Source organism: Arthrobacter sp. SO3, assembly GCF_020532825.1.
GTDB lineage: Bacteria > Actinomycetota > Actinomycetes > Actinomycetales > Micrococcaceae > Arthrobacter.
Map to the genome: position 1 here is coordinate 17,869 of NZ_MQTS01000036.1, position 19,541 is coordinate 37,409.

Sequence of the window (19,541 nt, forward strand, 5' to 3'; positions counted from 1 at the left end):
CCTCCAGCCCGGCGTCAGCGCTTCTTGGCCATCTCCCCGCTGACGGTCAGTTGTTCCGCGACGTCGCGAAGCTTGAGGTTCAGCTCTGAACTGGCCCGCGAGAGCAGCAGGAACGCCTGCTGGGCAGTGATCTTGTACCGCTCCATCAGGATTCCCTTCGCCTGACCGATCAGATCCCGGGTGTCCAGGGCCGAGGTGAGCTGGCTGACCTGCTTGCTGCCGGCGACGGCGACAGCGGCATGGGCAGCCACCAGCGCCCCGATCCGCTCCGATTCGGCGTCGAAGACATCCACGTCGTTGCCGAAGAGATTCAAAGCCCCGAGGTGGTCACCGTCCACAAAAAGCTGGAAGGAAAGCATGCTCCGCGCTCCAAGCTTGAAGGCTTGCCGCGAAAACTCCGGCCAGCGCCGATCCGTGCTGAGGTCCGGAACACTGACAACGCGCTCCTCATGAGAAGCGTCCAGGCACGGCCCCTGCCCGGTTTCGTTTTGGAGTGCATCCACCCGGCGCGGAAGATCACTGGAAGCGGCATGCGAGTCAATCGTCCGGCGGCCCGAGATCAGGCTTACCGAGGCGTCGGCCGCGTGCGGCACCAGTTCCAGGGCGGCGTGCACAATCCCGGCCAGCATGGAGTCAGTGTCCTTCTCATGCTGGAGTTCCCGGGCGATGTCGCCCAGCCGAATAGCAAGCGCGCCGGCACTGATCGGTTCGGTGTCCTGCAGACCCGGTGCCCGTTCACCGGTTTCCGCTGAATCTGGCACCGTCATGGCACCCCCTTTTTTGTTCATTGATTCCCGAAGCTGCTCTCCTTCGAAATATACCCCCGCGATCGGAACCCGGCACCGTGCCTGGGACAAAAATCTGACCGGAAGCCACCCCGCTTTAACGACCGGCGGTCACCCCGCTTTAACGTTGTCGTGTGAGACTGGGGCATCGGACTCAATCGAGACTGGCAACCCAGCTGCATAGCAGACTCTCCAAGGAGCCACGCAGACATGAACAGCCAAGACAACAACGCCCCCGCCGGCCCCCGGATCCACGAGGGCAGCCAGGCCCGTCCCGACCTCAGCAGCCTGCATGTCCGCGAGGACGTGGCCATTACCGGACTCTGCGGCAACGTCCATCTGCCGACCGGCCGGACCTGCGACGTGCCCGAACGGCACGAAGGATCCTGCAACTTCGTCGGTCCCGAAGACGCGGAAAACCTGGCAGCTCACTAACCGCCAGGACGATTGCGGCAGCCGGGACTGGTTGGCGGCCGGGGACCGCGCGTACGCTCGCCGTGTGGACATTGTCGAATTCCTGTCCGAGCGGATCAGCGAGGACGAGGCGGTAGCACGGACCCTCCTCGGCGACCGGACCGTCTCGAAATCCGGAGCCTGGTACGAGCAGCGCCTGCTGCTCGAATGCGAAGCCAAACGGCGCCTGATCCGGATCGTCGAATCCGCCCGGCAGGCGGCGCTCGCGGCGCTGGTCAGCGACACCGGACAGGACGCGGGCTGGATCCCCCAGTCCCTGGAATGGATGGAACAGTCGCTCAACGCCCTGGCGCTGCCCTACTACGACCACCCGGACTTCGAGCAGGACTGGTTCCGCGCCTAGGCGCGGTGCCTGGTCAGTGCCGCTCCGGCCGCGCGCCCGAGGGCAGCAGAGTGCCGCCGTCGTCAGATCGCCGTCCGCTGGTCCCTGCCAAGTAATGCCAAAGGTCCGTGTGCAACGGGCATCCGCGGGCCTAAGCTATGACCGGGGGGCGCTCAGTAGCGAAGACGCTTAAGGGAGGCCACTATGTTCAGCCATGACCGCCGTCGGGGATCATCACGGGTACCAGCGCTTGCAGCCGCCGGGCCGCGCCAGAACCCCGGGACGGCCGCGCCTCCGCCCAAAAGCAGGCCACGGATCCGGGGCATCGTCGGGATCCTGGCAGCGTTCACCCTGGCCGTGGCCGCAGGCGTTGTCGCGGCGGTTCCCGCAACCGCGGCCGACCAGGAACAGAACTACATCGTGGTGCTGAAGGACAGCGCCGTTGACGCCGGCACCGAAGCCGCGGCCCAGCAAAGTAGCTATGGCCTTACCGTTTCCACGGTCTATCGCAATGCCGTGAACGGCTACGCAGCCACGATGACGCCGTCCGCCGCGGCACGCCTCGCTGCTGATCCGGGCGTTGACTTCGTCACCGTGGCCAGGGAATTCCAGAAGCCCAAGGACCCCTCGCCGACCGCCCAGGTGGCGCCGAACTGGTGGAAGAGGATCGGCGGCACCCACCCCGAGGGCGGGCATCACGGGTCAGCGGGCGCCGACGTCAACGTGGCGGTGATCGACAGCGGCATCGACGGCACGCATCCGGACCTCAATGTGCGCGGCGGCATCGACTGCTCCACCGGCTCGCCGGTCGAGGTGACCCCCACGGACAAAGTCGGACACGGGACCTTCGTCGCCGGGGTGATCGGCGCCAAGGACAATGGGCAGGGCGTCGTCGGCACGGCGCCGGGAACCCCGCTGTGGTCGGTGCGCGTGGTGAATGACGCCGACGTGATCACCGAGGAAATGCTTATCTGCGCCATCGACTGGGTGACGGCAACGCGCAAGGACAAAGACCCGGACAACGACATTCAGGTGGCCAACATCAGCATCGGCGGCCCGGGCGCCGACACCGCCAACTGCGGCAAGGGCACAGACCCGATGCACTATGCCATCTGCCGCTCGGTTAAGGCCGGCGTCGCCTACGCCGTGGCCGCAGGAAACTCCGGAGAGGACATCGCCGGCTTTGTCCCGGCCACCTACGACGAGGTGCTGACCGCCACCGCGATGGCGGACTTCGACGGCAAACCGGACGGCCTCGCGGCCCCGGTCTGCGGAACCGAGGACTGGAGCAAGCTCGGGCAGCTGGACGACCGGCCGGCGTTCTTCTCCAATTACGCCAGCGAACCCAAGGACAAGGCCCACACTGTCGCCGCACCAGGGGTCTGCATCTCCTCCACGTCTCCCGGAGGCTACGCGGTGGCCCACGGAACCAGTTTCGCGAGTCCCGTCGTCGCCGGCTCGCTGGCGCTGTGCATCAGTGACGGGGATTGTGAAGGCTCGGGCAAGGCCGTGATGTCACAGTTCCTGGACATCACCGCCGCGTACAACAAGAAACACCGGGGTTTTGGCTTCGAGGGCGACCCGTTGCGCCCCATCGAGGGGAAGTACTACGGCTACCTCGCCCAGATAGCGTGGTACTGACCTGACCTGACCTGACCCGGCCCGGGGACGGGGCACGGCCGCTGGACGCGGCCGTGCCCCAAGCCTTGGGCCCTGGCACGGCCGTATCGTCCGCATCGGCTGCATCGTCCGCGGGAACCCAACTCGACCGGGCCTGACAGAATGGCCCCATGGAAGTCGCGCTTGGATTGCTTGCACTCACATCGGTAATCTGCGCGGGCAGCGCCCTGGGCCGGAAGATCAATGTCTCCGTGCCCCTGGTGCTGGTGCTGGCAGGCGTCGTCGGTTCGTTTCTGCCGTTCATCCCGGACATCGATTTGAACCCCGAACTGGTCCTGGTGGGGTTGCTGCCGCCCCTGCTTTACGCCGCGGCGCTGCAGACATCGCTGTTCGATTTCGGCTCCAACCGGCGCGACATCGGCTTGCTCTCGGTCGGCTACGTCATTTTTGGCACGATCGCAGTGGGCTTCATCGTCTGGTGGCTGTTCCCCGAGATTCCCCTGGCTGCCGCTATTGCCCTCGGCGCCGTCGTGGCACCGCCGGACGCCGTCGCGGCGACTGCCATAGCGCGCAAGGTGGGCATGCCCCGCCGGATCGTCACCATCCTCGAAGGCGAGTCCTTGGTCAACGACGCCACCGCCCTGGTCTGCCTGCGGGCGGCTATCGCCGCCATCGCGGGGTCCGTCTCAGCGGCCGGGTTGGCCGTAGGGTTCCTCCTGGCGGCCGGCGGCGGGCTGGCGGTCGGGCTGGCCGCGGCCTTCGTGCTGACACAACTGCGCAAGCGGATCCGGAACGTCGCGATCAACACCTCCATTTCCCTGATGGCACCCTTTGTCGCCTACCTCCCGGCGGAGGCAATCCACGCCTCCGGAGTGCTCGCCGTCGTCGTTACGGGTCTGGTGATGGGCACCAAGGCGCCGTCCATGCCCAATGGCGCAGCGCGGCTGAGCCAGCGCAGCAACTGGCACACGGTGCAGTTCCTGCTTGAGAACGCGGTCTTCCTGCTGATCGGGCTCCAGGTCAGGACCATCATTGAGGGGGTCCAGGGCGACTCGCTGGGGGCATCCCGGATCTGGGCCGGCTGTGCCGTGATCCTGCTGTCGGTGCTGCTGGTCCGGCCGCTCTGGGTGTTCCCCGCGACCTACCTGCCGCGGCTGGTTCCGGCCATTCGGCGGAAGGACCCGGCTCCGCCGTGGCAATACGCCGCGATAGTCTCCTGGGCCGGCATGCGCGGTGTGGTCACCCTCGCGGCGGTGCTGGTGCTGCCGGCGGACCTGGAACACCGTTCGGTGTTGATTCTGGCAGCCATGGTGGTGGTCGGCGGAACCCTGACGCTGCAGGGCTTCACCCTGCCCGCCCTGGTCCGGCTGCTGCGGGTGCAGGGACCGGACCAGCGTGAAGATGCCCTGAACCAGGCGTCCCTGATGCAACTGGCCACGGCGGCGGGCATGGAGCGGCTGCAGGAACTCCGGACCGATGCCGACCCGCCCGAAGTCGTGGCGATGCTCAAACGGCGGACCCAGGAACGCGGGCTGGCGGCCTGGGAGCGCCTCGGCCGGCCTTCGTCGGAGGCCGCAACGCCGAGCCAGCGCTATGCCCACCTGCGGCTGGCGATGCTGGACGCTGAAAGGGACAAGGTCCTGGAGCTGCGGCGGGGCGGCGGGTACCCGCATGAGGTCCTCAGCTCGGTCCTGGACCGGCTGGACGTTGAGGAATCGATGCTGGACGCGGCAGTGGAGGACCTGGACATGTCCAGCGGCGGCGGCGAGGGTATCGCCCAGCCGGGCGGGATCTGCGCACACCTGGAATCCGCGCGGGGCCCCGGGGTTCCCCGGGTTCCGGATGACCCTTCTTGCGCGGAATGCGTCCGGGAAGGTACGACGCCGGTCCACCTAAGAATGTGCCTGGCCTGCGGCACCGTGGGGTGCTGCGATTCGTCGCCAGGAACCCATGCCTCCAAGCATTTCGCCGCGACCGGCCATCCCGTTATGCGGAGCATCGAACCGGGCGAGGACTGGCGCTGGTGCTACGAGGACGACCTTCTGGGCTGACAGCGGCACGAAATATCCCGGGCCGGCCCGGTGTTGGTCCGGACATGACAACAATGGGAATCATCGGTGCAGGACACATTGGCAGCCAGCTTGCGCGCAAGGCGGTGCAGCTCGGGTACGACGTGGTGATCAGCAACTCCCGCGGCCCGGAAACCCTCACGGAGCTCGTGGCGGAGCTGGGCCCGCATGCCCGGGCAGCGACGGCGGCCGAGGCAGCGGCGGCGGGCGACTTCGCCGTCGTCACCGTGCCGCTGAAGAGCATCGGCGCCGTCCCGGTGGAGCCGCTGGCCGGCAAGATCGTGCTCGACACGAACAACTATTACTGGGAGCGGGACGGCCGCTTCCCGGCACTGGACAAGGGCGAGACCACCACCTCGGAACTTCTGCAGCTACACCTGCCCGCGTCCAAGGTCGCCAAGGCGTTCAACCACATCATGTCCACGCAGATCAGCACCGACGGGACGCCCGCCGGCACACCAAACCGCCGCGCCCTTGCCACGGCCAGCGACTTCCCGGAGGCTGCGGAACTCGTCACCAGGCTCTACGACGAGTTTGGCTTCGACACGGTCAACATCGGCCCGCTGTCCGAGAGCTGGCGTGTGGAGCGGGACCGCCCGGCCTATGTCGTGCGGCAGAACGCTGCCGAACTCACGGACAACCTGGCCCGGGCGCCACGCACCATCTAAGGCCGCGGCGGCGGTGCGGTTGACGGCGGTGTGCCGAGCCGCCGTCGGCCCTGTCCGGGTGGTCCGCAGGTCCGGGTGTGCGCGATCCCGAGCTGCGCCCTTCGCTCCCCGGCAAGGCGCTTGCGTGGTCCAGTACACTCGTGCAATGAGGCTTCTGTACATCACAGAATGTGTGCCCAATCGGGACCCCGTGTTCGGTGACGGCAGCTCGATGATTCCTTATGAGATTCTGCGGAATCTGCCGGCCGACGTGGCAGTGACCCTGCTGACATATTCGGGCCCGGTCGGGCTGCCGGATGAGGTCCGCAGCCGCTGCGAAGCGGCGCAGGTCCTGACCCCCCGGAGCCGCAAGGCGGCGCTCGTGAGGTCCTTTGCCGGGCTGGACGGGGTAGGAAAGCACGAACGGGCCACGGCGGAAGCCATTTCGACGGCGGCCAGGCTGTCGGCGCGCAGCGATGCCACCCTCATCCACGGCCCGCACGCGCTCTTCCTCGCCCGGCATGTGCGGGGACCGGTTGTGCTGCAGACAGTCGACCCCTGGTCGATCCGGACCGGGATGGACACCGCCATTGCGCCACGTTTCCTGCGGCCGGCCTACCGGCTCAGGGAGCGCCGGACACTTCAGGCAGAGCACCGGCTGCCCGCACGGGCCCGGCTCCTCACCGTGGGGGCCAAGGACGCCCTCGAATGGTCCCAACGCCTGGGGCGGCCGGTACGGAGCATCCCGAACGGAGCCGAGCAGGCCCGCCGGGACGCCGCAAGGCAGGCCGGCCCGGTGGTCTGCTTCGTCGGCAGCCTGAATTACGGGCCCAACATCGACAGCGCGAAAGTCCTGATCAGCACGATCGCTCCCCTGGTGTGGGAGCAGGTACCGGACGCCCGGTTTGTCATCGCCGGGCGTCGTCCCGGGCCCGAGGTCCTTGCCCTGGCCGGCCCCCGGGTGGACGTTCTGGCCAATGTGCCGTCGGTCCTCGACGTGTTCCAATCCGCCGACGTGGCAGCCTTTCCCGACGAACACGGCGTCGGGATCCGGAACTCCGTCCGTGAGGCGCTGGCCGCCGGACTGGCCGTGGTTGCCACGCCGGTCGCCGCCCGCGAACAGGACCCGCATCCCCTCCTGACCATCGAACAGGACACCGGGAGGTTTGCCAGGCACGTTGTGGACCGGCTGAGGGGGACCCGGCCGGGCCCTGCAGGGCGTGATGCCGAAGCCGTCCGGACCTGGCAGACAGTCACGCAGGAGTATCTGGCGGAGCTCCGCAGCGCGATCCATCCGGGCAGCGCCGGTCTGCCGCTTGGAAGCTCGCCGGCATGACATACGCTCCCGGTGAACTGGCCCGGACCGGTGTCCGGGGGGCCATCTGGCAGGGGCTGGCCTTCGCCGGCGGGAAAATCATTGTCCTGGTGACCACCATCGTGCTGGCCCGGCTGCTCTCTCCCGAGGAGTACGGCCTGGTGGCCCTGGCGCTGGTCCTGATGGGCTACGCCGAGACCATTGCCGACGCCGGAGTGGCCCAGGCGCTGGTATACCTGCCACGCACCGGTGTCATTGCCAGATCCGCGCTGCTGATCTCCGTGGTGCTCGGCTCACTCCTGGGCCTGGGCGCCTTCCTTGCCGGCCCCCTCATTGCGCAGATCTTCAACCTTCCGGACGTGGAACCACTGGTCCAGGTGCTGGGGATCTCCGTGCTGGCCACCTCGCTCGGCGCCGTCCCCGAGGCCCTGCTGCGCCGCGACCTGCAATTCAAGAAGCTCACGGCGGCTCCCGTTATCCGTGCCGCAACGATGGGCACCGTGACCCTTGCCCTGGCATTTTCGGGCCACGGGGCCATGTCGCTGGCGGTGGGAACGGCTGCCGGTTCCGTCGCCTACGCAGCCACGTGCTGGTTCCTGGTTGGCCGGCGTGCACCGTGGCAGATCTGGCGTGTTCGCAGGGACGCACTCCAAGCCAATGTGAAATACGGCGCCCCGGTCGCCGGCAGCAGCATCCTGGCCCGGCTGATCTTCGACATCGACTACCTCATCATCGGCCTTCTACTCGGGGCGCATGCGCTGGGCTTCTACACGCTGGCTTTCCGCCTGCCGGAGGTGCTGATCCTCAACGTCTTCTTCGTGCTGTCGACCGTGCTCTTTCCCCTCTACGCCCAGGTGCGCGGCGAGCCGGACCGGCTCCGGTCCGGCTACCTGACCAGCGTGCGGATCCAGTCCCTCTACGGGGTGACCACCGGGGTGGGGCTGGCGGTCGTCGCGCCCATTGTGGTGCCGCTGGTCTTCGGCGAGAAATGGATGGAGGCCGTGCTGCCGCTGGTCTTCCTCGCCCTCTACGCCGCGGCCCGTTCCCTGGGCGCTGGTGCCAACGACGTGTACAAGGCGATCGGCCGTCCGGGCCTCTCGATCTGGGTTTCGCTGGTACGGCTTGTCATCCTGCTGCCGGTCCTGCTGTACGCCACCCAGTGGGGCATCGTGGGCGTCGCCTGCGCACAGTTCGTCGTCGCTGTGGTCTTCGCCGTCGGCATGCAGCTCGTGGCCGCCAATGTCATCGAGTTGCGGGCCCGCGAACTGCTCCGCGCCGTGGCTCCCGGGCTGGTCTGCGGGGCGGCCGTGGCGGTCGCGGGACTTGGCGTCCTGGCTGCGCCGGTCCTGGGCGGAGTGACCACCCTGGTCCTGGTTGTTCCCACGGCCATTGCCGTGGTCTACGCGATTATTCGCTTCGGCTTCCGGCCCCTGCACGATGAGCTGGTTCAGCTGGTCCGGCGCCGCTGAGCCCGAACAGCCCGAATAGACTCAGGCTGGGCGCTCCCGGTTCTCCGGCCGGCGGCCCGTCACGGTGCCCTCCGGGACCGCCACGTCGAACAAGCGGACCATCAGGGCCAACCGTGCCATTACGGCCTTGGCCAATCCGAAGCGGACTCCCTGGTGCAGCGACAGGGTGTCCAGGACCGCGGTGGACGACGCCGTCGGCACCAGGCGTCCCGGGCTGTCCAGACTCGTCGCGTGCCAGTAGACGCTGACGTCCTCGAATCCGTGCCGCTCAAACGTGCGCTTCCACCCGGCCAGCGTGCGCGGGCCGGAGCGCCGGAGGAACGACCGCTTCACCTGGGCGCAGATCCACCCGCCGGGCTGCACCGCGGCCGCGGCGTCCTCGAAAAGCGGCAGGGCAGGCTCCCTGAGCAGCACGACTTCACATGAAGCTGCCGGGGTGCCGTCGCGGGGCGACTGGATGCGGACGGCGCCGGGGTCCAGCAGATGGAGCGCCGCCATCAGGTCCGGGCCCACAGCGCCGCCGTACCCCACGCTGCGTGGCTGCAGCACCGGCAGCAGGAAGCGCCAGTCGAGCAGCCGCCACAGGTGCAGCGAGAGCGCCGCCGCATCGCCCGGAGCTGCCTCGGGGTTCTCCGGCGTCCCGGGGCACATGCTGCCCCACACCGTTTTCGTGGCCAGCCGCTGGACCAGGTGCTGGGGCTGTCCGGCGTCGAGAATGCGGGATCCCGGCAGCCTGTCGGCCAGCTGGAGATAGGACTGCCGCCATTTCTCCAAAATTTCCGCCGTGTGTTCGCCCTTGCGGGTGAACATCACCTCACCCGGAACGTCCAGGATCAGCAGGAGGTCAGGAGCCGCAGCCAACCGCACAGCCAGGGCGTTGGACAGACCGGTCTTGGCTTTACTGTCCGCAGCACCCGGCAGCAGGGCGTCATAGGCTACCCGGTCCATCAGCACCACGCGTCCGCGGAACCGGTGGTACCGGGCGGCCATACCGCCTTTGAGGACCCGGAACATCTTCTTCGTGGTTCGTCCCCCGGGGACCCGGTGGAGCCAGGCGTCCCAGGGACCGGCACCCCACAGTCCCATATAGACGTAAGCGGTGGGGATCGGGAACTCGGCGCGCAGGCCGTGGAGCAGTGTGGTCTTGCCGGCGCCGTCAGGGGCCATGACACCCACCACGAGCCCCCGGCCCGGGAGCCTCGGGCTGAGCTGGCGCAGGGCACGGTTCGCCAGGGCGAGTGACTGGGTGCGCAGGGGCGCTGCGGCGGTCCAGTCGGACCTCAGCCGGGCGGCCATGGCGGGCGCATCGTCGAACCTGCCGGACCGCACCAGTTCCAGCAGTTGCGTGGCGGCACCTGCCCCGCCGCGCTGATCCAGGTACTGGGCGATGCGGTCCCCCGGCGACGCGACGGCGGCGGCGGCCTGGGCGGTTTCCTTACGCTGCGGCTGGATCTCCCCTTTGTCCAGCGCCAGATGGAGCAGCTGCAGCCATGCCTGGTCCGGCGGGGCCGGCATCCACAACCCGCCGTTCCGGACGCGCCGCTCGAGGCAGCCCGGAGCCAAGGGGGTCCGCCACTGCTGGAAAGGCCCGAAGGAGATTTCCGTGACAATGTCCAATTTCAGCCACAGCTCACCGGACTCCGCGTAGCCGAAGTAGAAGCGGTGGCTGCCGTGTCCGGTGGCCCGCACCCGGCAGAGCCCGATCCCGTTCATCAGCCCGTCCAGGGCCGGCAGCATCTCGGGTGCCACCAGGATGTCGACGTCGCCGGAGGGCGCGGCGAGGTCGTCCTCGCCGCGCAGCAGGACCCAGGGAAGCCCCGTTCCGTCAAGGGCGTGAAAAGCCCTGGCCACCGTCGGGTGCACGTCCGGCTGGCCGGTGCGCGGGTCGGCAGTCATGAGCGCCGCCGTCGGGCGTGTCCCGGCGGCATCCGGGCGTCGCTGCGAAGCGATAGGACCATGGGCGTGAGACCTCCTTGGCCGGGTTACCAGTTAGCTGCCACGAGGAACTGCTCGCCACCGCAATCAACTACTTCAATCACCAAACACCAGCGACTAAACAGCCGTGGTAGCTGAAGCCTACGGTCTGCACCGCCGGGTGTCACCAGTAGCGGCTTCTGGCCCGGGCTGTCTGGATCTACTTGAGCAGGGCGGGCTTTCCACGAGTACCTACCCGCCAAGCCAGACCGGCGCCGGTCAGAGCGCCGGCAGCACCCTTTCGCTCACCTGCTTGCGCAGGATCTTGCCGAGCATCGAACGCGGCATGTCAGGGATGGCAACGATCCGCTTGGGAACCTTGTACCCGGCGAGGTGCTCGCGGCAGTGACTGCGGAGGGCGTCCTCGTCCAGCGTGGCGCCAGGTTCAAGCTCGACGGCGGCGACCACCATCTCGCCTCCCCGCTCGAGTGGTTTGCCGACGACGGCAGCGTCCTTGATGTCCGGGTGCAGGCGCAGCACCGACTCCACTTCGGTGGGTGAGACGTTGAAGCCGCCGGTGATGATGAGCTCCTTGGCCCGGTCGACGATCGTGGTGAAACCGTCCTCGTCCACGGTCACCACATCGCCGGTCCGCAGCCAGCCGTCGGCGGTGAGGGTCTTGGCTGTTTCCTCCGGGTTGTTCCAATAGCCCTGGAACACCTGCGGGCCTTTCAGCAGCAGCTCCCCCGGCTCGCCCGGCGTCACCTCGACCGTGGGATCGTGCAGGTCGACGACCTTCATGGTGGTCGAGGGGAATGGGACGCCAATGGTGCCGTTCCGGCGTGTGGGGTGGAAGGGGTTGCCCAGCGCCACCGGGGAGGACTCGGTCATGCCATAGCCCTCCACGAGCAGCCCGCCGGAGACCGATTCCCACAGCTCCACCACATGATCCGGCAGGTTCATTGCCCCGGAGATGCAGTACTTGCAGGACCGGAGCGAGATGCCCTTCTCTTTGGCGGCCATGGCGGTGCGCTCGTAGATCGGCGGGACCGCGCAGTAGACCGTGGCCGGCGACTTTTTCATGGCAGCCAGCACCAGGTCCGGGTCGAACTTGGGGAAGAGTACCAGGAGGCCCTGCTTGCGGATGCCGTAGGTGAGATAAAGCGTCATGCCGAAGGCATGGAACATCGGCAGGATCGCGTAGAAGACTTCCTTGCGGTACTCGGCCCCCTGCATCCAGGCCTCACCCTGCAGGGCGTTGGAGTACAGGTTGAAGTGGGTGAGCATGGCGCCCTTGGGACGGCCGGTGGTTCCCGAGGTGTACTGGATCGCGGCGAGGTCATCAACCGAGGGGCGGGGATGTTCCGGATCGAGGCGGCCGTGGCTGAGGAGTTGCTTCCACGGGATGGTTCCCGGCGCAGGGCTGGTCAGCGCCGCACGGGACTCCCGCAGTTTCTTGACGGGCAGGTTCAGCGCAAGGCGCTTGACGGCGGGAAACGCCTCCAGGAGGTTCACGGAAACCACATGGTCGATCTCGACGTCGGCCGGGAAGTCACGGATGGCCGCCGCGGCCTTGTCCCAGGTGATGACGACGCGGGCCTGGTGGTCCTCGAACTGGTGGCGGAGTTCCCGGGAGGTGTATAGCGGGTTGTGTTCGACGACGACGGCGCCAAGGCGCAGTACCGCGTAAAAGGCGACGACGTGCTGCGGGCAGTTCGGCAGGATCAGGGCCACCCGGTCACCGGCGCGGACACCCAGCCGGCGCAGGCCCTCGGCGGCCCGGTCGACCTGTTCGCCGAGTTCGGTGTAGCTGGTCCGCCGGCCGAAGAACTCCAGCGCGGGGGCACTTCCAGCCTCAGCCACGGACCGTTCCAGCATGGCGACGAGCGACTCGGTGGGCAATTCGATGTCAGCCGGGACGCCCGGCTGGTAGTTCTTCACCCAGGGCTGCTGATCCGTGTTCTCCATGGTCACATCTTGCCGTGAACCGCGTGCCGTCGGCGAATCTGAGGGCAGCCTTGCGGTCAGGCTGCCTGCCAGCGGGCCGGGAGCGACTTCAGCCCGTAGACGATGGTGCTTTCCATCCGTTCAAGGCGCGCCCCCGGGTCCAGGGTCAGTCCGGGCAGCCGGGACAGGATGCCCTCCAGCGCGACCCTTGCTTCAAGCCGTGCAAGCGGGGCCCCGAGGCAGAAGTGGATGCCGTGGCCGAATGCCAGATGCCGGATCTGGTCCCGGTCGATGTCGAACCGGGCGGCCCGCTGGAATTGCCGCTCGTCGCGGTTTGCGGAGCCGATCCAGGCCACCACCGGGGCGCCGGCCGGAATCTGTACGTCGCCCAGGGTGGTGTCGGCAACCGTCACCCGGTACATGGACTGGACGGGTGACCGGAAGCGGAGCACTTCCTCGATGGCCTGCGGAAGCAGGGACGGCTCCTTCAGTAACCGTTCGATGGTGCCGGGCACTTCAGTGAAGCAAAGGACCGCGTTGCCAATCAGGTTGGTGGTTGTTTCGTTGCCGGCGACGAGCAGCAGGGCGCAGAAACCCAGCAGTTCGGCCACGTTCAGTTTCTGCCCGTCAATCTCGGCGGAGAGCAGGTTGCTGATCAAATCGGTGCCGGGCCGGGTCCGCCGCCGTTCGATCAGGTCCAGGAAGTACCCGGTCATCTCCGCGTTGGCGGCCTGGTGGTCCTCATTCGTCGTACTGGTCCGCGTTTGGCTCACGATGACATCGGACCACTGCTTGAAGCGGTCGCGGTCTTCGGCGGGGATGCCCATGAGTTCCGAGATCACGATGACCGGCAGCGGGTACGCCAACGCCTGGATCAGGTCTGCGGTTCCGAGCGAAGCGATCCCCTCCAGAAGCTCCTCCGTGAGATTTGAGATGCGGGGAGCGAGGGCGTCGACAGCTTTCGGCGTGAACGCCTGGGTCACCAGGGAGCGCAGTTGCCGGTGCCGCGGCGGGTCGGTGGTGATCAGGCTCGAAGCGAACAGGTGACCTGTCTCGGAGGGATCCTCGCCGCCCATCCTGGAGGAAAAGCTGGCATGTTCGGACAGCACCCGCTGCACGTCGTCATACCGGAAGACATGCCAGCTCCCCGATTGCTCGTCGTGAAAGACGGGTGCGGCTTCCCGCATTCTCTCGTACTGGGGAAAAGGGTCCAACGGATGCTCGTTGGCCGGGGCGAATTCCATGACTGGCCTCTCTGCTCAGCCCGGCGATGTATCGGCCTGGCCGATCCGTCGGGGCGTCGGATTATTGGACCGTGGGACCCTGATTTTATCCAAGCCATCGCTCCACGTCAGTAGCTCGTGACGACGTGCCGCCATAGCCAGAAATCGCGGTCGTCCAGGATTGCGGCCCGCAGCTGCGCCGACCCCGGCGCCGGTACGTCCTCGGAGGCAAGGCGGAAGGCCAGCGTGGCCGCCGAGCGCGCCCAGGTCGCAATGACCAGCAACGGGAGCAACTCCGGATCAATGTCCCTGAACACCAGATGCTCGCGCAGCGGCGCAAGGGCCCACCCGCCGGGCCCGAAGGCTTTGTCGAAGGCTGCGAGCTGGGCGACCCGGGAAAACGCCATGTCGGACGATTCACCAAGGTATTGGAGGTAGAAGACGAGGTCGTGTCCCGGCACTCCATAGAGCGACGACCGTTCCCAGTCCATGACTTGAAGCCCGCCGCCGGCCTGCACCAGGAGGTTCGGGTGGCTCAAGTCAGCGTGTTCGAACACGGCCGGCAGCGTACTGTCCCGCAGCGGCCCCAGCAGTTCGTGGGTGCGGCGGACCAGCGCGGACACTTCGGCGTCCCCCGGCAGCAGCGCGGCGAGGGCCTCCAGCGGGCGCTCGACCGTCCGCCCGTACCAGTCCGCGTTCTCCGGTCCCGGCCGGGTGCAAGGCAGGGCGGCTACAAAGTCCACGCCAAGGGCGACCGCCCCGGCAAGATCCCCGGCGACCCGCTGCGGGTCCAGCGGAACTCCGGTCAGTGCGGTCTCCACCAGGACGGTGTGTTCCCCCATCTCCAGGGTGGCCACAGTGCGGGGAATTCCGTCCACCCGCCCGTCGCTGAGGTCGGTGAGCTCACGCAGCATTTCCGCCTCCCGGTGGACGCCTTCGTTGTCGCCCGGGCACCGCGGTACCTTGACCACGAGTGCGGGATGGTGGGTTCCACCCGCGAAAACCAGCCCCACCACGTGCCGGGAGGTGGTGAATTGCGGCGTAATCATGACGGTGTCCCACTGCGGGCCCAGCCCGAATGCCGCGAGGCCCCATTCTTCGTAGTGCCGGCGAAGTACTGAGTCGATGAAGTTCACGGCTCCTCCCCGGGTTCCGGTGCCTGCGAATCGGGCTGGGCGGAGGTGGCCGCGTCGGGGGAAGTTCCCGCCAGCTGTCCCCACACAATCCCGGTGGCAGCCCGCTGCAGGAGCGGCTGGGGCTGGGCAGCATCAAGCACCCACGTCCTCGGGCGCCGCTTCGCCTTTTCCAGATGGGCCTTACGCCGCTTTTCGAAGACCTCAGCCGGGTGCCTACCGTTGCCCGGGAGCAAGATCCCGCCAGGCGCGTCGAGTACGAGCAGTACGTCGGGGTCGGACATCAGCGCGGACGCCAAGGCGGTTTCGGTCCGGCTTCCGGCGGTGGTCCCGGTTGGCCCCGGTAGCGGGGTGTCATAGGCCGGCCGGTCCACAACAACCACGCGGCCCCGAAGGCAATGGTATTTTGCGGCCAACGCGCCCCGGAGCTGCCTGAACAGTGTCAGGCCGCGTCGCCCACCCGGAATCCGGGTGATCCAGCTGTCCCAACGGCCGGGCCCCTTCACGCCCAGGGACACGTAGCGGCTGGGAATGGGAAAGTTCTCAACAAGGCGGTGCAGCAACGTCGTCTTGTCTGCACCCTCCGGCCCCATCACACCAACCACAAGCCCGCGGCTGAAGCGGCCCGGGAAGGTGGGGCTGAGCAGCCGGAGCACCCTGTTTCGCAACGCGGTCAAGCGCGTGCGCAGGGGTGCGTTCCGGGTCAGGGCTGAAGCCATGCGCAAGGCCGGATCACGAAAATCGTCAAAGCTGCCGGACCGGACGAGCTTCAGCAGCTCCGCAGCGCTGCCGGGTCCCACCTGCCGGTCGACGTAGGCCGCGATCACGTCGTCGGTCGAAGCGAGCGCGCCGGCGATCCGGACGGTTTCCATCCGTTTAGGCCGGACCGCTCCGCCCTTGTCCAGCATGGTGTGGAGGAGCTGGAGCCATGCCTGTTCGGTGGTTGCGGGGAGCCAAAGCAGCCCGTTGCGGATGCGGCGTTTGAGGCACCCAGCGGCCAGGGCGGTATGCCACTGTTGAAACGGTCCGAAAGAGATCTCCGAGACGATGTCGAGTTTGAGCCACAGGTCTTCCGCGGCGTCGTAGTTGAAGTAGAAGCGGTGGCTTCCGTGCCCGCGGGCCAGGACCCGTCGGAATCCCACACCGGCCAGCAGCGCGTCGACGCGCTGGCTGTGGCCGTCTCCCACGAGGATGTCCACATCGCCGTGCGGGCGGACCAGGTCATCTTCGCCGCGCAGCAGCACCCACGGGAGCCCGGACCCATCGAGGGCCCGGAACGCCATCGCAATCGTCGGGTGGATCTCCGGCTGCTCGCCGCTCCATTCCCCGGGGTCGGTCTGGCGGCTAATCGGGACTTCCATGTGTTTCTCCCCCTGTAACAATGGAAATGATGCCTGGCGGACCCTGCCGGGGAAGTCCCCCAAACAATGTCGGTTTCTGCTGGCTGTGGCCTTCGCCTGCCTCCCGATGATGCGCGAGAGGCCCGCGGCTAGGGCGCGTAGGCATACTGCACGACCCAGTCGATTTCCAGATGTCCGGAAGTTTCAGGCTTGGGTGATGACGAGTCCGCTCCGTCCTTGGTCTCAGCCTGCAGGGTCAGCCGCATGTTGGTGTTGGGAACCCCTTCGGGAATGGAGGTCTTGCCCACGAATTCGCCGTCCCAAAACCACTTCACTTTGCCGGGCGTCCATTCCGTCGTCGCCACATGCCAGTCAGTCGCGTCGGTCCGCGAGTAGTACTTCGTGGAGGGGTCGAACCGGGCCGGTCCTTTGAGGGTCGAATCCTTGATGGCTGAGACGCCATACATTTTCCCGATCAGTTCGCCCTCCGGCCAATCGATCTCGCCTTCAATCCAGTCATCGCTCGAGGGCCAGAGCATAAAGGCGATTTTGTAGCCAGGCAGGCTGTCGGACCGGAACCGGATGGAGTAGCGGCCATAGGTCTGGCCGGCGTAGCCGAAGGGGACAATGCTCGCTACCCGCGGTGTGCCGTTCTTCGTGTGCAGGTAGTAGTCGAGTTTTCCGTCGTTCACGGAGAGGACGGAATCCGGCGTGTAGCGCCCCTCGCCGGAGGTGTCTTTGAGATCGTGGTAGCCACGCATGTCCGGGCCATAGACCTCCCCCACCTGGCCCAGCCGGGCCGGGGTGGTAAAGTCCTGGGCACCGGTTTGCTTCCAGCCCGGGAGGTCACCCACCGGCATATCAGTCGGCGAGGATGCCCGCGAGAAGAACCAGACCACCGCTATCAGCAGGGCGGTGGCGACGACCATCGCGATAACCCTGGCGAAAGTCCCGCCTCCTTTGCCCAAGCTAACCGGTTTTTTTGATTTGGTAGATTCGGACGGCTCCATTGTCAAATACATGGTCGGCTTTGTCCCCTACGGCTAACTCCCGTTCAAGAGCGGGGAGAAGGTTGGCATCGAATAGTTTGTCTTTGATCGCTTGTGCAAGCTGTGAGTCAGAGAAAACGACGAAGATGCGCTCAGGTTTCCAGTTGTTGTTTGCGTAGCGCGCCACATCCTCCGGCTTCACGTTTCCGTTGTATTTCTGGAGGAACTTGGTCAGCGAGGTGACCCTGCCCCATTCCAGGTAGCTGGGGTAGTTCGGCCCAACCAGGAGCGGGAAGAAAGCGTTGGTCTCAAAGATTACGTCCCTCGCCCCAACACGTGCGTCGAGCCATTGGGCCGCGACTACATCTTCCTTGGGTACCCGGAACTTAGCTTCCTGCTGGAAGTACACAATCGTGAACAGCACGGCCATGATCGTCAGTGAAGCGGTGGCGCCCAGCACAGCTTTCCGCGTACGCACGGGCCCCGCCCAGAACAGCCAGGCCGCCCCCACGGCCAGCCACGGAAGGGCGAAGAGGAAGATGCGGAACTTGGCCTCACCGCCATAGGATTGGCCCAGGAGCCAGAACATTGGCGCGCCCGCCAGCCAGGCGACGATCACCGTCTGCCGGACGTTGCCTCGGAGCAAGTTGCGGACGAAGCCGGCCAGCCCGAGCAGCCCGATGAGGAACGACAGGGCATCCGGAGTGCGGGACAGCCAACCGGAAGCATTATCGAGGCGGCTGGCCTCGGGAAGCGTGTAACTGGCGTTCTTGAAGAAGTCGAAGCCGGTGAACAGCCCGTATTTGTTGGACACAAAGTCGAGGTTGGGCAGAAGGTATGCGAACGCCATGAGCGCCAGCACCGGACCGATCCACTTGGGCCTGAAGTAGCCGAAGACGAAGAGCGGGAGTAGCGACAGGATGGCCATGTACGGCGTCAGCTGATGGCTCACAACCGTCACGGCCTGCAGGAGGAGAATCGTCAGCGCCGCCGGCAGGACCATGGCACGGCCCGGGCGGGCAGCTTCAACCTGCGGGGCAGCCGCGAGCCCCCGTTTGAACCGCTCCTGCAGTCTCTGCAGCCGGCCCTCCACCATGGTGGCGATGCGGACCGGTGTGCCGCGGAGGAAGGTCAGTGCGATCAGGCACATCGTCAGGTAGAGGGTGTAGGAAAAGGCCTGGGGTGAGTAGTAGTTCTGGTTTACCCAGTTGGTGAGGGTAAAGACCAGGGTCGCGGTCCAGTAGATCCGCGGGTTGGACGTGAGGGTCCGCGCGATGGCCAGAACGATCACGACGTCCAGCATGGCGAAACCGAACTCCGCCAGAGCCGCGTAGTCCACAGCGTTGTGGTAGCCGACAACTTCGCCCATAAAGGCGCTGACCGAGAAGAAACCCGGCCACCGGTTGTAGATGTCGATCGAGGGATCCACCTGGCCCGTGGCCCCGATGTAGTTCGTCACCGCGATGTGCTTGTAGGACCAGGGAAGCCGGGGAACACTGACCACCATGGCCGCCGAGGCGTAGAGCATGGCGACGAGCCCGGTCGTGGCGGCCGCCAGGAAGCTGTTGGACGCCATCTTTCGTGCCGCGACCGCCCAGATGCACAGCGCGGCGACGGCGGCGACGGCGACGTACCAGATCAGCGGAAACGTTGTCAGCAGCCCCCGGGTACCGACGAGGTCTTCGCCCGTCAGGGCAAGGGCCACGCCCCACAGCACCATCGCGAAGCCGAGGACGGCCCACGGCACGTAGGTGGACGGACCCCGGCCCCGGAACGCCTCCAGGGTCCGCACGGAGCGCCAGTCAATCGCCCGGCTGCGGGCCGGATGCCCGTGAACTGAATGCCGGCCCGTTCCAATCCCAGGGGGAAAGACAGCGATCAGGGCCGACGCCGCCACCAGGATGGCGGCTGCCACAGGCCGGGGATGCCACAGGTGGGTCCACGCCATGATGACCGCCGGAACGGAGTAGATGGCCGCACTCAACACCACTGTCCACACCAAGCGTGCGGCCGGATCGGCGTCGGGAAGCCGCCGTACCAGAGCCCATCCGGGCAGCACGAGACAGCCCAGGAGCGTGACCGGCGCGAGCACCGGACCGCCCAGGTCAAAGAGAATAAGGACGGCGAGCAGGACACCGGCCGCCGCCAGCCCAAAGTCCCAGGGCCGGTCGGCCCTCAGCGCCGCTACCGATCGTTTCGGGGACTTGGGGGTAGGTGTTTCGTCGTGGAGTAAGAGACTCATGTCGCTGATACTTCCTTGATCGATCTGCGGGGACTGTGCGGAAGTCGGCGTC

General features: G+C 66.9%; 15 protein-coding genes. 7 read left to right on the forward strand and 8 right to left on the reverse strand.

The genetic code is table 11. The features are described 5' to 3' along the window. Positions 1–14: 14 nt before the first annotated feature. Positions 15–767, reverse strand: a complete 753-nt coding sequence (locus tag BJQ90_RS04010; protein ID WP_226759020.1) for a GAF and ANTAR domain-containing protein — start codon at positions 765–767, stop codon at positions 15–17. Between the two features lie 228 nt (positions 768–995). Between BJQ90_RS04010 and BJQ90_RS04015 the strand changes: the two genes are divergently transcribed. The 7 genes from BJQ90_RS04015 to BJQ90_RS04045 all read left to right on the forward strand — a co-directional run bounded on the left by BJQ90_RS04015 (position 996) and on the right by BJQ90_RS04045 (position 8,701). Further along, positions 996–1,220: a hypothetical protein gene (locus BJQ90_RS04015; protein WP_226759021.1), complete on the forward strand. Its 225-nt coding sequence runs from the start codon at positions 996–998 to the stop codon at positions 1,218–1,220. Between the two features lie 64 nt (positions 1,221–1,284). Next, the gene (locus tag BJQ90_RS04020; RefSeq protein WP_226759022.1) at positions 1,285–1,602 is read left to right on the forward strand and encodes a DUF6221 family protein; all 318 of its coding nucleotides are present in this window, start codon (positions 1,285–1,287) and stop codon (positions 1,600–1,602) included. A gap of 183 nt (positions 1,603–1,785) precedes the next feature. Further along, complete coding sequence (locus tag BJQ90_RS04025) at positions 1,786–3,222, forward strand: S8 family peptidase (protein WP_226759023.1); 1,437 nt, start codon at positions 1,786–1,788, stop codon at positions 3,220–3,222. A 149-nt stretch (positions 3,223–3,371) separates the two neighbouring features. Beyond that, positions 3,372–5,252: a Na+/H+ antiporter gene (locus BJQ90_RS04030; RefSeq protein ID WP_226759024.1), complete on the forward strand. Its 1,881-nt coding sequence runs from the start codon at positions 3,372–3,374 to the stop codon at positions 5,250–5,252. Between the two features lie 44 nt (positions 5,253–5,296). Continuing rightward, positions 5,297–5,938 (forward strand): NADPH-dependent F420 reductase, encoded by a 642-nt coding sequence (locus BJQ90_RS04035; RefSeq protein WP_226759025.1) that lies wholly within the window; start codon positions 5,297–5,299, stop codon positions 5,936–5,938. A gap of 145 nt (positions 5,939–6,083) precedes the next feature. Further along, complete coding sequence (locus BJQ90_RS04040; RefSeq protein WP_226759026.1) at positions 6,084–7,253, forward strand: glycosyltransferase; 1,170 nt, start codon at positions 6,084–6,086, stop codon at positions 7,251–7,253. After that, positions 7,250–8,701, forward strand: a complete 1,452-nt coding sequence (locus tag BJQ90_RS04045; RefSeq protein WP_226759027.1) for a lipopolysaccharide biosynthesis protein — start codon at positions 7,250–7,252, stop codon at positions 8,699–8,701. The genes BJQ90_RS04040 and BJQ90_RS04045 overlap by 4 nt, the downstream gene beginning before the upstream one ends. 21 nt (positions 8,702–8,722) lie before the next feature. Here BJQ90_RS04045 and BJQ90_RS04050 read toward each other — a convergent pair whose 3' ends face one another. The 7 genes from BJQ90_RS04050 to BJQ90_RS04080 form a co-directional block, all read right to left on the reverse strand. Then, the gene (locus BJQ90_RS04050; protein ID WP_226759028.1) at positions 8,723–10,597 is read right to left on the reverse strand and encodes a hypothetical protein; all 1,875 of its coding nucleotides are present in this window, start codon (positions 10,595–10,597) and stop codon (positions 8,723–8,725) included. A 297-nt stretch (positions 10,598–10,894) separates the two neighbouring features. Next, a complete protein-coding gene (locus tag BJQ90_RS04055) occupies positions 10,895–12,583 on the reverse strand; it encodes a long-chain-fatty-acid--CoA ligase (protein ID WP_226759029.1) in 1,689 nt (562 codons plus the stop codon). Between the two features lie 56 nt (positions 12,584–12,639). Continuing rightward, positions 12,640–13,806 (reverse strand): cytochrome P450, encoded by a 1,167-nt coding sequence (locus BJQ90_RS04060; RefSeq protein ID WP_226759030.1) that lies wholly within the window; start codon positions 13,804–13,806, stop codon positions 12,640–12,642. Positions 13,807–13,913: 107 nt separating this feature from the next. Continuing rightward, positions 13,914–14,921 carry an aminoglycoside phosphotransferase family protein gene (locus BJQ90_RS04065; protein WP_226759031.1) on the reverse strand — a complete coding sequence of 336 codons (1,008 nt, stop codon included), beginning with the start codon at positions 14,919–14,921 and terminating at the stop codon, positions 13,914–13,916. Then, the gene (locus tag BJQ90_RS04070; RefSeq protein WP_226759032.1) at positions 14,918–16,279 is read right to left on the reverse strand and encodes a hypothetical protein; all 1,362 of its coding nucleotides are present in this window, start codon (positions 16,277–16,279) and stop codon (positions 14,918–14,920) included. The genes BJQ90_RS04065 and BJQ90_RS04070 overlap by 4 nt, the downstream gene beginning before the upstream one ends. 128 nt (positions 16,280–16,407) lie before the next feature. Continuing rightward, positions 16,408–17,187 carry a glycoside hydrolase family 16 protein gene (locus BJQ90_RS04075; RefSeq protein ID WP_226759033.1) on the reverse strand — a complete coding sequence of 260 codons (780 nt, stop codon included), beginning with the start codon at positions 17,185–17,187 and terminating at the stop codon, positions 16,408–16,410. A gap of 40 nt (positions 17,188–17,227) precedes the next feature. Then, complete coding sequence (locus BJQ90_RS04080) at positions 17,228–19,489, reverse strand: hypothetical protein (RefSeq protein ID WP_226759034.1); 2,262 nt, start codon at positions 19,487–19,489, stop codon at positions 17,228–17,230. Positions 19,490–19,541: the final 52 nt, after the last annotated feature.